Annotated in this window: 12 protein-coding genes; 8 read left to right on the forward strand and 4 right to left on the reverse strand. The window is 64.5% G+C overall.

The features are described 5' to 3' along the window. The first annotated feature begins 19 nt into the window (after positions 1-19). The 8 genes from ABID59_RS10815 (at position 20) to ABID59_RS10850 (ending at position 9,505) form a co-directional block, all read left to right on the forward strand. The gene (locus ABID59_RS10815; RefSeq protein ID WP_354083380.1) at positions 20-1,138 is read left to right on the forward strand and encodes a D-alanine--D-alanine ligase family protein; all 1,119 of its coding nucleotides are present in this window, start codon (positions 20-22) and stop codon (positions 1,136-1,138) included. Then, positions 1,105-2,283: an NAD(P)/FAD-dependent oxidoreductase gene (locus tag ABID59_RS10820; protein ID WP_354083381.1), complete on the forward strand. Its 1,179-nt coding sequence runs from the start codon at positions 1,105-1,107 to the stop codon at positions 2,281-2,283. The genes ABID59_RS10815 and ABID59_RS10820 overlap by 34 nt, the downstream gene beginning before the upstream one ends. A gap of 228 nt (positions 2,284-2,511) precedes the next feature. Further along, positions 2,512-3,756 (forward strand): ABC transporter substrate-binding protein, encoded by a 1,245-nt coding sequence (locus tag ABID59_RS10825; RefSeq protein WP_354035332.1) that lies wholly within the window; start codon positions 2,512-2,514, stop codon positions 3,754-3,756. Positions 3,757-3,848: 92 nt separating this feature from the next. Then, entirely contained in the window at positions 3,849-4,724 is an 876-nt protein-coding gene (locus tag ABID59_RS10830) for a branched-chain amino acid ABC transporter permease (protein ID WP_354035330.1), read from the forward strand. A 1-nt stretch (position 4,725) separates the two neighbouring features. Next, positions 4,726-5,652, forward strand: coding sequence for a branched-chain amino acid ABC transporter permease (locus ABID59_RS10835; RefSeq protein WP_148755981.1), 927 nt, complete (start codon positions 4,726-4,728; stop codon positions 5,650-5,652). Continuing rightward, positions 5,652-7,133: an ATP-binding cassette domain-containing protein gene (locus ABID59_RS10840; protein WP_148755980.1), complete on the forward strand. Its 1,482-nt coding sequence runs from the start codon at positions 5,652-5,654 to the stop codon at positions 7,131-7,133. Before ABID59_RS10835 ends, ABID59_RS10840 begins: the two co-directional genes overlap by 1 nt. Positions 7,134-7,174: 41 nt before the next feature. Further along, positions 7,175-8,413 (forward strand): ABC transporter substrate-binding protein, encoded by a 1,239-nt coding sequence (locus tag ABID59_RS10845; RefSeq protein ID WP_354083382.1) that lies wholly within the window; start codon positions 7,175-7,177, stop codon positions 8,411-8,413. A 192-nt stretch (positions 8,414-8,605) separates the two neighbouring features. Beyond that, positions 8,606-9,505 (forward strand): SMP-30/gluconolactonase/LRE family protein, encoded by a 900-nt coding sequence (locus ABID59_RS10850; protein WP_354083383.1) that lies wholly within the window; start codon positions 8,606-8,608, stop codon positions 9,503-9,505. A gap of 32 nt (positions 9,506-9,537) precedes the next feature. Here ABID59_RS10850 and ABID59_RS10855 read toward each other — a convergent pair whose 3' ends face one another. The 4 genes from ABID59_RS10855 to ABID59_RS10870 all read right to left on the reverse strand — a co-directional run bounded on the left by ABID59_RS10855 (position 9,538) and on the right by ABID59_RS10870 (position 14,340). Continuing rightward, positions 9,538-10,497 (reverse strand): ABC transporter permease, encoded by a 960-nt coding sequence (locus ABID59_RS10855; protein WP_354083384.1) that lies wholly within the window; start codon positions 10,495-10,497, stop codon positions 9,538-9,540. Then, complete coding sequence (locus ABID59_RS10860) at positions 10,494-11,606, reverse strand: ABC transporter permease (RefSeq protein ID WP_148755976.1); 1,113 nt, start codon at positions 11,604-11,606, stop codon at positions 10,494-10,496. Before ABID59_RS10860 ends, ABID59_RS10855 begins: the two co-directional genes overlap by 4 nt. Continuing rightward, positions 11,599-13,146, reverse strand: coding sequence for a sugar ABC transporter ATP-binding protein (locus ABID59_RS10865; RefSeq protein WP_354083385.1), 1,548 nt, complete (start codon positions 13,144-13,146; stop codon positions 11,599-11,601). The genes ABID59_RS10860 and ABID59_RS10865 overlap by 8 nt, the downstream gene beginning before the upstream one ends. A 63-nt stretch (positions 13,147-13,209) precedes the next feature. Further along, positions 13,210-14,340, reverse strand: coding sequence for a sugar ABC transporter substrate-binding protein (locus ABID59_RS10870; RefSeq protein ID WP_148755974.1), 1,131 nt, complete (start codon positions 14,338-14,340; stop codon positions 13,210-13,212). Positions 14,341-14,481: the final 141 nt, after the last annotated feature.

A 14,481-nucleotide genomic window follows, 5' to 3' on the forward strand; every position in this document is an offset into this window, starting at 1 on the left:
GGCGCGTGATAATTGAGCCATGGCAGACAAAATTCGCGTCGTTGTTCTCTATGGCGGCAGGTCCGGTGAGCATGAGGTCTCGCTGAAATCGGCGGCCTCCGTGCTCAGGCATCTCGACCGCGCGCGCTTCGAGGTGATCCCGGTCTCCATCGACAAGACCGGCCGGTGGCAGTGGAACGATCTTGCTGGAATCGATCCGGCGCAGGCGGCCTTGCCGATCCTGCCCGATGCGCCCGAGATGCGGCTCGCCCGAGGAGCCGATGGACGCGGCGTTCTCATGCCGATTGCCGAAGGCGCAACCGGCCCGATCGAGATCGACGTCGTGTTTCCGGTCATGCACGGTCCGCTTTGCGAGGACGGCACCATGCAGGGCCTTTTGGAGCTGGCCGAGGTCGCCTATGTCGGGTCGGGCGTTCTCGCCTCCGCCGTCAGCATGGACAAGGACGTCGCCAAGCGGCTCGCGGAATTCGCCGGCGTTCCGGTCGCGCCCTATCGCGTGCTCACCCGCAGGGCCTTCGCTGCGGACCGCGCGGCGTCTCTCGCCAAGGCGGTCGAGGGGCTGAGCCTCCCGGTGTTCGTCAAGCCGTGCAACATGGGCTCCAGTGTCGGCATTCACAAGGTCAAGACCTGGGATGAACTCGGCACGGCGCTCGATGATGCGTTTCGCTATGACGTCAAGGTGCTGGTCGAACAGGGCATCGACGCGCGCGAAATCGAGGTCGCGGTGCTCGATGGCGAGACGCTGTTTGCGAGCGTCGCCAGCGAGCTCAATCCGAACGCCCATCACGAATTCTATTCGTACGAGGCCAAATATCTCGACCCCGACGGCGCCCGCGTCGATCTTCCGGCCAGGCTCGACCCGGCGCAGATGGAGCGCGTGCGCGCGCTCGCGGTGCAAGTGTTCGCGGCCCTCGAATGCAGCGACCTCGCGCGGGTCGATTTCTTTCTCGACCGGCAAACCGGCGAATTCTGCTTCAACGAGATCAACACCCTGCCCGGCTTCACGTCGATCAGCATGTATCCGAAGATGATGGAGGCCTCGGGCGTGCCGTATGGAGAGCTGCTGACGCGCCTCGTCCATCTGGCGCTGGAGCGATACCAGCAGTGTCATGCCCTGGAACGCGGCTATTCGAGCTAGGTTGTCTCCTCAACGGTAGGCCCCAGGTCAGGGATAAAGCCATGCGCGTTGTGATCTGCGGCGGCGGCGTGATCGGGGTCTGCACAGCTTATTTCCTCCGCCGCCTCGGCGTCGATGTCATCGTCGTCGAACGGACGGAAGTGGCGGCCGCGGCCTCCGGCAAGGCCGGCGGTTTTCTGGCATGTGACTGGTGTGCGGGCACGCCGCTCGATGCGCTGGCGCGGCGCAGCTTTGCGCTTCACGCGCAACTGCCGGAAGAGATCGCGGGCGATTGGGGCTACCGCCCGATGAGCGCATATGGCGGCTACGTGGCGTCCGATGGCGATCCGCGGCGGACTGCGCCATCCGCACTCGGCTGGCTCAGCGATGGCGTCGTGATCGCACAGCGCATCGGCACGACCGAGACGACCGCGATCGTTCACCCGCAAAAGTTCACGTCGGCCGTGATGACGGCGGCGCTCGCGCAAGGCGCCGAGCTTCGCCCCGGCCGCGTCACCGGCATCGTTCGCGATCCGCATGGGACGCGCGCGAAAGGTGTCGAGGTCGAAGGCAGCATCATCGAAGCGGATGCCGTCGTGATCGCGATGGGACCATGGTCGCTGCTCGCGGCGCAATGGATGAGCCTGCCCGCTGTCTATGGCCAGCGCAGCCCGAGCATCGTCTACGACCTCGGCTCCAACGTGCCGGCCGATGCGTTGTTCCTGGAATGCGAGACGGATGGCGGCGCCGTGTCGATCGAGGTCTTTCCACGCGCCGACGGCAGCACGCATATCACGGCGCTGTCCGACATCGCGCCGCTGCCGCTCGATCCGGCGGCCGTGACGCCGGACCGCGATGCGATTGCGCGCCTGCAAGCCATGTCGGAGCGGCTGTCGCCGCTGTTTCGCCCTGACAAGATCATCGCTCAGCAGGCCTGCTTCCGTCCGGTGACCGAGGACGGCCTTCCGCTGATCGGCCCAGTGCCGCAGAGCGACGGTCTCTACGTCGCGACCGGACATAATGTGTGGGGCATCCTGAATGCGCCCGCGACCGCCGAGGCCATGGCGCAGCTCATCGCCGAAGGCGGAACGCGTCAGGTGGATCTCGCGCCGTTCGATCCCGCCCGGCTCGTGCCGCTCGATCCATCGCTGCTGCAAGCGCGCTAAGCAGCTCAGCTACCCTTTCTTGTAGCCTCGAATGCTCATGCATGCCCGCCGCCGAAATCTGCATGCCTGCGTGCGGAATATCGATCCGCTCTGCCCGATATTTGCGCAAGCGCTAGACTTTAGTCCCCAACGTACAATCCTGAATACAGTTTCACTTGCCGGGGATTCTCTCGTCGTTATAGTCCCGCCCAATAGCTCAAAGAAGCTTGGTTCAAGGGAGAGAACAACATGAATAAAGCACTCTCTGGTGCATTGCGAAGTGCACTTGGTGCGGTCGCCATCGGCGCATTATTGGCAGCGTCAGGCCCGGCTTTTGCGGCCGATCCGATCAGGATCGGCGTGATCGCGGAAGCGCAGGCGATCGCCGGCGCATCGATCCCGCAGGCGGCGCAGCTCGCCGCCGACGAGATCAACGCCAATGGCGGCGTCGACGGCCGCAAGATCGAGATCATCGGCTACGACAATCACTCCTCCTCGGCAGATTCGGTGCGCGCGTTCCAGCGCGCGGTGAACGAGGACAAGGTCAACGCGGTCATCGCCAGCTATATCAGCGAAGTGGTGCTGGCGCTGGAGCCCTGGGCTTCGCGGCTGAAGACGCCGTTCGTCACGCCGGGTGCCGCCTCCAACGAGATCAGCAAGAGCGTCCACGCCGACTACGAGAAGAACAAGTACACCTTCCACGGCTATCTGACCTCGGCGGCATTGGCGCTCTCGGTCTGCGACGGCGCCAAGGACCTGCTCGTCGACAAGATGCACATGAAGACGGCGGTCATCATGAGCGAGGACGCCGCCTGGACCAAGCCGCTCGATGTCGGCTACGAGGAATGCCTGCCCAAGATCGGGCTGAAGGTGCTCGACCACATCCGCTTCTCGCCCGATACCACCGACTTCACGCCGATCTTCAACAAGATCGAGGGCGCCAAGCCCGACGTGATCATCACCGGCATCTCGCATGTCGGGGTGCAGCCGACGGTGCAATGGAAGAATCAGCAGGTGCCGATCCCGATGTTCGGCATCTCCTCGCAGGCGACCAACGAAACCTTCGGCAAGGACACCAACCAGGCCGCCGAAGGCGTGCTCTATCAGGGTGTCTCCGGGCCCGGCGTCGCGGTGACGCCGAAGTCGGTGCCGTTCGCGGAGAACTTCAAGAAGAAGTTCGGCAACTATCCCTCCTATGCCGGCTACACCGCCTATGACGAGGTCTATTACATCGCCGACGCCGTGAAGCGCGCCGGCTCGACCGATGCCGACAAGCTGGTCGAGGCGCTGGAGAAGACCGACTGGGAAGGTACGATCGGCCGCGTCCAGTTCTACGGCAAGGACGATCCGTTCACGCATTCGATCAAATACGGCAAGGGCCTTATCACCGGTCTGATGCTGCAATGGCAGGACGGCAAGCAGAGCGCGGTCTGGCCCAAGGACGTCGCCAAGGTCGACATCAAGTTCCCGAGCTTCATCAAGCTCAGCAACTGATCCGACATGCTCCCGGGATCACTTCCCGGGAGCTTCCACTTGCGGCCCTCCGCAGCACCTTTTCCTCTAGTGAGACTCCTGGCCAATCATAGATGCGAGCTTTCCAGATTCTGATCGATGGCTTTGCCATCAGCGCTCTCTACGCTCTCGGCGCCACCGGCTTCACACTGATCTTCGGCGTCTCGGGCGTGCTCAATCTCTCCCACGGTGCCATCATGGTGGCGGCAGCGGTGGCGGCCTGGGCCGCCGCCAGCGTGCTCAATGTCGGCACCTATGCCGGCGCGCTGATCGGGGTGGGCGTCGCCCTGCTCGCGGCGTTCGCCACCTACTTTGCGGTGGTGAAGCCGATCCAGGATTCCCGGCGCATCCCGAACGAGGAGAAGGAGATCTTCGTCCTCACGGGAACGCTGCTCTGGGGCATCATGATCCAGGAGCTGATCGCCTATTTCTTCACCAACAACGCCAAGACCGTGCTGCCGATCGTCGAGGGCGTCGTCGAGATCCTCGGCGTCCGCACGCCGAAGAACGAGATCTTTACCGCGATCGTGTGCTGCCTCGTCATCGCGCTGCTGTGGCTGCTGGTGAACCGCACCCGCACTGGCAAGGCGGTGCTGGCGGCCTCGATGAACCCGCGCGGCGTCACCCTGCTCGGGCTCGAGCTCACCAACATCTACATCGTGGTGTGGGCGATCTACGGCATCCTCGCCGGCATCGCCGGCGTGCTGCTAGGCATGTTCTTAGGGGTGAGCTCCTACAGCGTGGGTCCGCTGACCGCGAGCGCATTCTCGATCGTCGTGCTCGGCGGCCTCGGCAGCGTCTCCGGCTCGCTGATCGCGGCCTTCGTGGTCGGCTATCTCGAGACGCTGACGGCCTATCTGGTCTCGCCGGCCTACCGCACCATTCCGGCGCTGCTGCTGCTCGTGTTCGTGATGTATATCCGGCCCCAGGGCCTGCTGGGGAGGCGCTGAGATGGCGGGCTTCTTTACCTCGCGCCTGTTCTTCGTCTCGCTGGCGCTCGTGATCATCGCAGCCACGCTGCCGCTCTATGTCTCCGGCTACGTGCTCGGGCTCCTCACCGTCGCATTTTATTTCGGGGTGTTCGCGATGGCCTGGGACCTGCTGTTCGGCTTCGCGGGCGAGGTCAATTTCGGACCGACCTTCCTGATCGGCGTCGGCGCCTACACTGCCGGCATCCTCAATGCCCAGTTCGGCTGGTCGGTCTATCTCTGCATCGTGCTGGGCGCGCTCGCCTCCGTCATCGCCGGCCTCGTGCTGGCGCTGCCGGCGCTGCGCGTGCGCGGGCCGTATTTCGGCCTGACCACGCTGGTCGCGGTCCTGATGCTGCAGAACTTCATCGTCGTGTTCGCCGACCTCACCGGCGGCGAGATCGGGCTGACCATCCCCGACGTCATCACCATCAGCGCCGGCGCCAATTACTGGATCGCGCTCGGCTTCATGACGATCTCGGCGGCGATCCTCTATGGCCTGTCGCAATCGCCGGTTGGGCTCGTGCTGCAAGCCAGCGGTCAGGATCCGGTGCAGGCCGGCGCGCTCGGTTTCAACATCGTCAAGCACAAGCTCGCCGCCTTCATCGTCAGCGCGTTCTTCTCAGGCCTGTCAGGCGCGTTGCTGGTGTTCTACTTCGGCACCGCCTCGGTCGGCACCGTCGTCGACGTCGCGGTCGGCGTCAACGTGATCGTGTCGGCTGTGCTCGGCGGCCGCCGCACCGTGCTCGGCGCCGCACTCGGCGCGATCTTCCTGATCGTCGCCGGCGAATTCCTGCGCCCGACCGGCGAGCTCGCGACCTTCATCGTCTCGGCGGTGGCGCTGCTCGTCGTGCTGTTCTTCCCCGGCGGCTTCCTCGGAGCAGCCCTCTCGCGCGAGGCTCGCTCGTAATGGACCAGAGGCTTTCAAACCGGCCCGTGCTCGAAGTCCGCGGCCTGACCAAACGCTTCGGCGGATTGACGGCGGTGAAGAACCTCGGCTTCGAGGTCAACAGCGGCGAGATCTTTGGCCTGATCGGGCCGAACGGCTCGGGCAAATCCACCGCGATGAAGAGCGTGATGGGCATCGAGCGCCCGACCGCGGGCGAAGTCGTGTTCGAGGGCGAGAATGTCGCCGGCCTGCCCGCGCACAGGATCGCGCGCAAAGGCTTCGGCATGGTGTTCCAGCATTCGCGGCCGCTGAACCGGCAGACGGTGCTGGAGAACATCATGGTGGCGCTGTTGCCGGACAGCCTGTTCATGCTGTTTCCGGACAAGGCGCTGCTCGATCGCGCCAAATGGATCGCCGATCGCGTCGGGCTCGGCAACGTCATGAACCGCCGGCCGCCGACGCTGCCCTTCGCCGATTTGCGCCGGCTCGAACTCGCCAAGGCAATCGCGCGTGACCCAAAAGTGGTGCTGGTCGACGAGCCCTTCGCCGGATTGACCCGCGCCGAGGTCGATGTCTTCTCCGACCTGATCCGCAGCTTTCGCGACGAGGGCCGCGCGGTGATGCTGGTCGACCACAACGTCAAGAGCGTCGCGGCGCTGGTCGACCGCGTGCTCGCGATGTATCTCGGCGAGGAAATCGTCACCGGCAAGGCCGACGACGTCATGAAGAATGAGACCGTGCGCCGGGTCTATCTCGGCGGCGCCATCGCGACCCATGCACGGCCCGAGACCGGCTTCAAGGACAAGGTGCCGCTGCTCCAGGTCGAGAATGTCAGCGTCCATTACGGCAAGGCGCAGGCGCTGGAGAATGTCTCGATCCACATCCATGAAGGCGAGTTCGTCTCGGTTGTCGGCCTCAACGGCGCCGGCAAGACCACGCTGTTCAACACCATCTCCGGCTTCTTGCCCTATAGCGGCGAGATCATCCGCGGCGGCGAAAAGCTCCGCGGCACCAGCCCGGCCAAGATCGCCCGCAGCGGCCTCGTGCAATGTCCGGAATCACGCGAACTGTTCGGCGAGATGAGTGTGCGCGAAAACCTCGATCTCGGCGGGCAACATCTCACCGATGACAAGCGCGCCGCGCAGCTCGCCTGGCTGTTCGAGCTATTCCCGATCCTGAAGGAGCGCCAGGGCCAGCTGGCGCAGACGCTGTCCGGCGGCGAGCAGCAGATGCTCGCGATCGGACGCGCGCTGATGATGCAGCCGCAGATCCTGATCCTGGACGAGCCGACGCTGGGCCTCGCACCCGTCATCCTCGAGCTGTTGTCCAAGGCGCTGGAAAAGCTGCGGCAGACCACGTCGATCACGGTGCTGCTCGGTGAGCAGAATGTGACCTTCGCGCTGCCTCATGCCGACCGCGTCTATGTGCTGGAGCACGCAAGGATCGTCTGGGAGGGCGATCCCGGCCGCTTCGCCGCCGAGGCCGGCGCCGATTTTCTTTAGCTCGCGCATATCAACAACAAACAAGCGAAAGGGAAACGACCATGCGATCATCGAGCATCTTGAGCTCTGGCCTCCTCACCTCCACGCTGGCGCTCTGCCTCGCCGCCCCCGCCTATGCGCAATCGGGCGACCCGATCAAGATTGGCGTCATCGCCGAGGTGCAGTCGATCGCGGGTGCTGCGACACCGGGCGGCGCGCAGATCGCCGCCGACGAGATCAACGCCAAGGGTGGCATCCTCGGCCGCAAGGTCGAGATCGTCACCTATGACAACAAGAGCTCCTCGGCCGACTCGGTACGAGCCTTCCAGCGCGCGGTGAGCGAGGACAAGGTCTCCGCGGTGATCGCGAGCTATATCAGCGAGGTCGTGCTGGCGCTCGAGCCCTGGGCGGCGCGCCTGAAGATGCCGCTGATCACGCCCGGCGCCGCCTCGAACGAGATCACCAAGGCGATCCACAACGACTATGAGAAGAACAAGTACACCTTCCATGGTTATCTGACCTCGGCCGCGCAAGCGCAGATCGTCTGCGACGCGGCGAAGGATCTCCTCGTCGACAAGCTCAAGTTCAAGACGGTCGCGATCATGAGCGAGGACGCCGCCTGGACCAAGCCGCTCGATGTCGGCTACGAGGCCTGCCTGCCCAAGGCCGGGCTGAAGGTGGTCGAGCATGTGCGCTTCTCGCCCGATACCACCGACTTCACGCCGATCTTCAACAACATCGAAGGCAAGAAGCCTGATGTGATCGTCACCGGCATCTCGCATGTCGGCGTGCAGCCGACGGTGCAGTGGAAGAACCAGCAGGTGCCGATCCCGATGTTCGGCATCAGCGCGCAGGCGCTGAGCCCGACCTTCTGGAAGGATACCAATGGTGCTGCCGACGGCGTGCCGTCACTGGCCGTCGCAACGCCCGATGTTGCCGTCACATCCAAGACGAAGCCGTTCGCGGCGGCCTTCGCCGCCAAGTTCGGCACGCCGCCGGCCTATACCGGCTACACCGCCTATGACGAGGTCTACATCATCACCGACGCCATCAAGCGCGCCGGCTCGACCGATCCCGACAAGATGGTCGCCGAGATGGAGAAGACCGACTTCGAGGGCACGATCGGCCAGATCAAGTTCTACGGCAAGGACGACGAGTTCACCCACGGTATCAAGTCCGGCGCGGGCGCCGTGACCGGCCTCGTCTTCCAATGGCAGGACCAGAAGCAGGTCGTGGTCTGGCCGGAGAAGATCGCGGAAGGCAAGCTGAAGTTTCCGAATTTTGTGAAGCTGTCGCAGTAAGAAAGCGGAACAAGGCCACCGCAACGATGTGATGCCCGGGCAGAAGCGCGTCTTCGCGCTAGATGTCCCGGGCATTTCATCTCTCGCTCGATGCGCCCCTGAAGTGAAGCCCGCTTGCAAATTCGGCAGGGTCGCTCACAGTAAGGGTGCACGCAGGCAACTCCAAGAATCTGCGGCCATCAAGGAGGACCCATGCTCCCTTATGTCGCGCACGACCTTCGCTTCGAGCGGCTCGTCATCGGCCATGTCAATCTCGAGAAACTCACCAGCGGTTGCCGCTGGGCCGAAGGCCCCGCCTATTTTCCGGCCGGGCGCTACCTGATCTGGTCCGACATTCCGAACAACCGGATGATGCGTTTCGACGAGACCGACGGATCGGTGTCGGTGTTCCGCGCGCCGAGCTTCAATTCAAACGGCAACACCACCGATCGCCAGGGGCGGCTGGTCAGTTGCGAGCATTTCATGCGGCGCGTCACCCGCACCGAGCACGATGGCTCGATCACCGTGCTGGCGGATGCGTTCGAGGGCCGCCGGCTGAATTCGCCCAACGACGTCGTGGTGAAGTCAGATCATTCGATCTGGTTCTCCGATCCGACTTACGGCATCGACAGCGACTATGAAGGGCAGCAAAGTCCGTCCGAGATCGGCGCCTCCAACGTCTACCGGATCGACGGCAGCTCCGGCGTCATCACGCGCGTCGTCTCCGACCGGGTGCAGCCCAACGGGCTAGCCTTCTCGCCGGACGAAACCCGACTCTATGTCGCCGACACCGGCGCGACTCATGTCCGCGGGCTGCCGCCGACGATCTGGTCTTATCAGGTCAAGGGGCAAACAGTCGGGGAAGCCTCGCTGTTTGCCACCTGCCCGGACGGGCTCTATGACGGCTTCCGCTGCGACATCCATGGCAACATCTGGACGTCGGCGGGGCGCAGCGTGTTCTGCTATGCGCCGGATGGCACGCATCTCGGTACGGTCCCGATCGGCGAGATCGTCGCCAATGTCTGCTTCGGCGGCCCGCGCCGCAACCGCCTCTACATCTGCGGACAGACCTCGCTGTATTCGATCTACCTCAATACACGGGCGGCGGTGTAGGGGCGCGATCGCAACCAAAGAGGCGCGCCGCGTCAACTCGTAACGCGTTCGCCGCGCCCATAGACCAGCAGCATGAAGATGATGACGAGGCCGTAGATCACCTGGCGGCCGGCCTCGGGCATGTCCATGATCGACAGCACGCTGTTGAGAAGCACGATCAGCACGACGCCGATCAGCGTCCCGAGATAGCGGCCGCGGCCGCCGAGGATGTTGGTGCCGCCGATCACGACCGCCGCGATCGACGGCAGCAAATAGGCATCCCCCATGCCCTGATACGCCTTGGTGGAGTAGCCGGCGAGCAGAACGCCGGCGAGCGCGGCTGCGACACCGCACAGAACGAAGCAGATCACGGTGATGCGGCGGGTGTCGACGCCGGCCAGATACGCGGCCGCCTCCTTGTTGCCGATGGCATAGACGTAGCGGCCGAGCGTCGTGCGCTGCAGAACAATCGTGACGAGCACCGACACGGCGATCCAGACGAACAAGGCGTTGGGAATGCCGAGCGTGCGGTCGCCGGCGAGCATCCGCATCAGGTCGGTGGCGCCGGTCTGCGGCGCGTAGCCGCCGGTATGGGCGACCATCAGGCCGCGCATCACCGCGTTGACGCCAAGCGTGAAGATCATCGAGGGCACGCGCAGGTAAGCAACCCCGATGCCGTTGACGAGACCGACCACGAGTCCGACCCCGAGCCCGACCGGAATTGCGAGCGGCCCGCCGATCGTTGTCGCCATCATCGCGGCCGCGGCGAGCGTCCACGGCACCGACAGGTCGATCTGGGCGATCAGGATCACCAGCATCATCCCGGCGGCCACGATGCCGAGGAAGGCGCCGATCTGGAGCTGCTGCAGCAAATAGGCCGGTGACAGCAGCGGCGCACTGCCGAAGCGCGCAAAAGTATAGATCGTCCCCGCCACCAGGATGACGAGGATGAACAGCGCCGCGATCAGGATCGGGCGGTCATCGCGAGAGAGACTGAGGGAGGCCGAACTCATCGGAACAGCTCCAGCGTATTCTTGACGCGCAGGACGCCGAGCGCGCCGATGCTGACCGCCGCCAGCAGGATCAGGCCCTCGAACAGCGGTTGCAACAGCGGGGCGATGTCGAAGATGCGGAAGAAGAACGAGATGACGCGCAGCACCATCGCACCGAAGATCGAGCCGATCGCGCTGCCGGTCCCGCCGAGCAGCGAGGTCCCTCCGATAACGACGGAGGCGATCGAGTTGAGCGTGTAGGCGCCGGCCTGCGGGATGTCGGCATTGCCTGAGGACGTCTGGATGGCGAGGAACAGGCCGCCACAGCCAGCGAAGAAGCCGGCGAGCGTGAAGGCCGCGATCTTGGCACGCTCGATCGGAAGGCCGGACATGTAGGCTGCGCCTTCGGCCGAGCCGACCGCATAGACGGCCCGGCCAAGCACGGAGCGGCGGAACGGCACCCAGACCAGGAGCGCGATCAGGACGAGCAGCACGAACGGCACCGGGATCCAAGCCACCGGCGCAAACCAGCCGGCTCCGCCATCATCGAAGATATGGACGGTCGCGGCGAAATCCCCGAGCGAGTTGGTCAGCGCCCAGTTGAGATCCTCGTCGATCTTGCCGCCCGGCGTCGGCCGCAGGAACAGCGCGATGCCGATATAGACCGCCCCGGTCGCAAGCGTCGCAATGATCGGCTGGATGCGCCCATAAACGACGACGCAGCCATTGACGAAGCCGGCCAGTGCGCCGGTCGCAAGGCAGATGACGATCCCGAGCAGGATGCCGCTCACGCCGCCGGGAAAGATACCAAGGCCGAGATGCAGGCCGAAGATCTCGAGATGCAACGGGCTGCCGCCCGCAGCCCCCGTGAGCAGATAGCTCGCGAAACACCCCACCATGGTCATGACGGCGCCCACGGAGAGATCCAGCCCCGACGCCAGCACCGGCACGGTCTGCGCCATCGCCAGCATGGCGAGTGCAAAGATCTCGTCGCCGTTCTGCACCAGAACCGCCGACGAGAAGCCCTTGGGGTGGGCGAGGTTGTAGAGCAGATAAAGGATGGAGAACAACAGGACGGCGGTGACGATGCCGATGTTCTGGCGAATCCTGATGGCGACATCGTCAAGCATGGACGGCTCCGGATGTGTCCGGCGTCGCGGCGTCGATGTTCAACGCGCTGGCAATGATGTTGGTCTCGGTGAGCTCATCACCTTCAAGCTCGCGCACGATGCGCCCGTCATACATGATCGCCACCCGGTCGCAGCAGCCGATGAGCTCGTCATAGTCGGTCGAGTAGAACAGGATGGCAGCGCCCTGGTCGGCGAGCTCGCGCATCAGCCGGTAAAGCTCCTGCTTGGTGCCGACGTCGATGCCGCGCGTGGGATCATTGAGCAGGATGAGCTTGGGATCGGTCATCAGCCATTTGGCGAGAACGACCTTCTGCTGGTTGCCGCCGGAGAGCGTGGCGACGGCGTCGCCGGGCGCGCCGATCTTGATCTGCAGCCGCGCGATGGCGCGCTTGATCGCATCGGTCTCGCGCGCGCGGTCGACCAGAGGTCCGGTCGAGATCGCGTCGAGCGAGGCGATCACCAGATTGTCCGATATCGACATCGGCAGCATCAGGCCTTCGGTCTTGCGGTCCTCCGGCACGAGCGCGATGCCGACCGACTTCGCCGCCGCCGGCGAGCCCGGACGCACCTCGCGGCCTTCGACGGTGATTTGCCCGGAGACGCCACGCAGCACGCCGAACAGCGCGAGCAGCAAGGATTTTTGCCCTTGGCCATCCAGCCCGCCGAGGCCGATGATCTCGCCGGCGCCGACGCGGAGCGAGATGCGATCCAGGCGCTTGTCCCAGCTCAGGTTCTCGATGGTCAGCACCGGCTTCGTCGATCCGCGTGCGGGCTTGGGCGGATACTGGGTGGCGATGTCGCGCCCGATCATGAGCTGAACGATATCGGCGGTCGACCTCCTGCCCTGGTCGAAGGTCTCGATATGACGACCGTTGCGGAACACGGAAGCACGGTCGGCCAGCGCCTCGACCTCGTGCATCCGGTGCGAGATGTAGAGAATGGCAACGCCCTCGGCCTTGAGCCGTGCCAGCATGGCATACACCTTCTCGACGTCGGCACTGGTGAGGGCCGATGTGGCTTCGTCGAGGATCAAGAGCTGCGGCTTCTTGCCGAGCGCCTTGGCGATCTCCACCACCTGGCGGCGCGACAGCGGCAGGTCGCGCACGCGCATCAGGGGATTGACGTCCTCGCATCCGATCTCGGCCAGCAGCTCCTCGGCGCGGCGGCGCTGCGCCCGCGCGTCGATGAGGCCGAAGCGGCGCGGCGGCGACGCGATCGAGATGTTGTCCGCGACCGAGAGGTCGGGCATCAGCGACAATTCCTGGAAGATGCAGACGACGCCGGCTGCATTGGCGGCGGACGGTGTCGCGAAGCTCACATCGTGTCCGCCGAGCCGCATAGTGCCGGTGTCGGGCTGGACGACGCCGGCGATGATCTTGATCAGCGTCGACTTGCCGGCGCCGTTCTCGCCCAGCACCGCGTGGATCTTGCCGCGCTCGCATGCGAAGTCGACGCCTTCGAGCGCCCGCACACCGGCGTAGCGCTTGGAGATTCCGGACAGGGTGAGGAAGGCGGATTGGCTTAGAGTAGCGTCCGGCATGGCGGGCTCACGCAGCAGCGGCCCGGCCAAGGCCGGGCCGCAACCGGAACATCTCCGGTGCGCTCACTGGGTGTTCTTCTCGCTCTGCGACATGATCTCCGGCGCCGTGAAATTGACGCCGCAGGGCGCGAACTGGTTCGGTGCGAAGAAGTTTGCGTTGAGGTCCGGCCAGTAGTTGGTGCCGGGCTTCAGATCCTTGTAGGTCGCGACCGGGATCGGGATCGAGATGAGCTGCGGCATCACATTGCCCTGCAGCGCTGAGATCGCCGCCTTGGTGGCAATGGCGACCAGCGCCGGAGACTGGCCATAGGACATGCCTTTGAGCCCGTCCTTGGCGTGATCGGCGATCTGCTTGCGGTACTCGTTCTCGCCCTCGCCCGACATCGGGACGAACGGGTGCTTTGCCGACATCATCGCCTGCACGGTGCCGTCGGAGCCGCCTTGCGTGAACACGCCGTCGAAATGGCCGTGCACCGCGAGCGCGTCCGCCGTCACCTTCTGCGAGGTGCCGGTATCCCAATTGCCGACCACTTCGGTGATCTTGAAGCTGTTGCCCGGCGCTTCCATGACCTCGCGGAAGCCGAGATGGCGGTCCCGGTCGACCGAATTGCCCGGCAGGCCGCGGACCTCGAGGATGTCGCCCGCCTTCTTGCCGCTCTCATCGATGAGCCACTTCGCCGACATGCGGCCCATTTCCTTCTGGTCCTCGTTGACCATCATCACCTTGTCGGTGTCGAGGACGTTGTCGAAGGGCACCACGACCACATTGTTCTTGTCGGCGAGGCGGATAATACGGTCGAAGCCATCGGGGGCCACCGCGATGGTGACGATGGCGTCAAAACCCTGATTGATGAAGTCCTCCATCGCGCCGAGTTGCGCTGCAACATCGGTTCCGGTCGAGACGACCTTGAACTCCTTGATGTTCTCCTTGATGCCCGGCTGCGAGGCGAAGGCCTTTGCAGTCTTCACCATCTGGATGCGCCAGGTGTTGCCGACGAAGCCGTTGACGAGCGCGATCTTGTAGGGACCAGGCTTCTTGTCCCACTGGAAGAACTTGGTTTGGGCGGACCAGGGCTTGAAGCAACCCGGATCGGCGCCCGGACCGGACACGACCTTCGGCCCTGCCAAGGCACTGACCGGGGACAGCAACAGGCCAACGCAAGCGAGCCCCGCAAAACGAAGCGTCCACACCATGTCTCTTCTCCCTGAGCTTTTGTTTCGACCCTTAACGCGGCACGATGGCCAAGCCGGGAATTGGGCTTCCCGTGCACTTTACCCCGCTAGGATGGCACGCAATCTCCGATGCGCACAAGCCGAATGCCGGTCGTAAGCCTG

The sequence above is a fragment of the Bradyrhizobium sp. S3.3.6 genome, assembly GCF_040546905.1.
Taxonomy (GTDB): Bacteria; Pseudomonadota; Alphaproteobacteria; order Rhizobiales; family Xanthobacteraceae; genus Bradyrhizobium; species Bradyrhizobium cytisi.

Coding starts and splice junctions, on each gene's coding strand:
- ABID59_RS10815 (WP_354083380.1), top strand. CDS start 20: ATGGCAGACAAAATTCGCGTCGTTGTTCTCTATGGCGGCAGGTCCGGT.
- ABID59_RS10825 (WP_354035332.1), top strand. CDS start 2,512: ATGAATAAAGCACTCTCTGGTGCATTGCGAAGTGCACTTGGTGCGGTC.
- ABID59_RS10830 (WP_354035330.1), top strand. CDS start 3,849: ATGCGAGCTTTCCAGATTCTGATCGATGGCTTTGCCATCAGCGCTCTC.
- ABID59_RS10835 (WP_148755981.1), top strand. CDS start 4,726: ATGGCGGGCTTCTTTACCTCGCGCCTGTTCTTCGTCTCGCTGGCGCTC.
- ABID59_RS10840 (WP_148755980.1), top strand. CDS start 5,652: ATGGACCAGAGGCTTTCAAACCGGCCCGTGCTCGAAGTCCGCGGCCTG.
- ABID59_RS10845 (WP_354083382.1), top strand. CDS start 7,175: ATGCGATCATCGAGCATCTTGAGCTCTGGCCTCCTCACCTCCACGCTG.
- ABID59_RS10850 (WP_354083383.1), top strand. CDS start 8,606: ATGCTCCCTTATGTCGCGCACGACCTTCGCTTCGAGCGGCTCGTCATC.
- ABID59_RS10855 (WP_354083384.1), bottom strand. CDS start 10,497: ATGAGTTCGGCCTCCCTCAGTCTCTCTCGCGATGACCGCCCGATCCTG.
- ABID59_RS10860 (WP_148755976.1), bottom strand. CDS start 11,606: ATGCTTGACGATGTCGCCATCAGGATTCGCCAGAACATCGGCATCGTC.
- ABID59_RS10865 (WP_354083385.1), bottom strand. CDS start 13,146: ATGCCGGACGCTACTCTAAGCCAATCCGCCTTCCTCACCCTGTCCGGA.
- ABID59_RS10870 (WP_148755974.1), bottom strand. CDS start 14,340: ATGGTGTGGACGCTTCGTTTTGCGGGGCTCGCTTGCGTTGGCCTGTTG.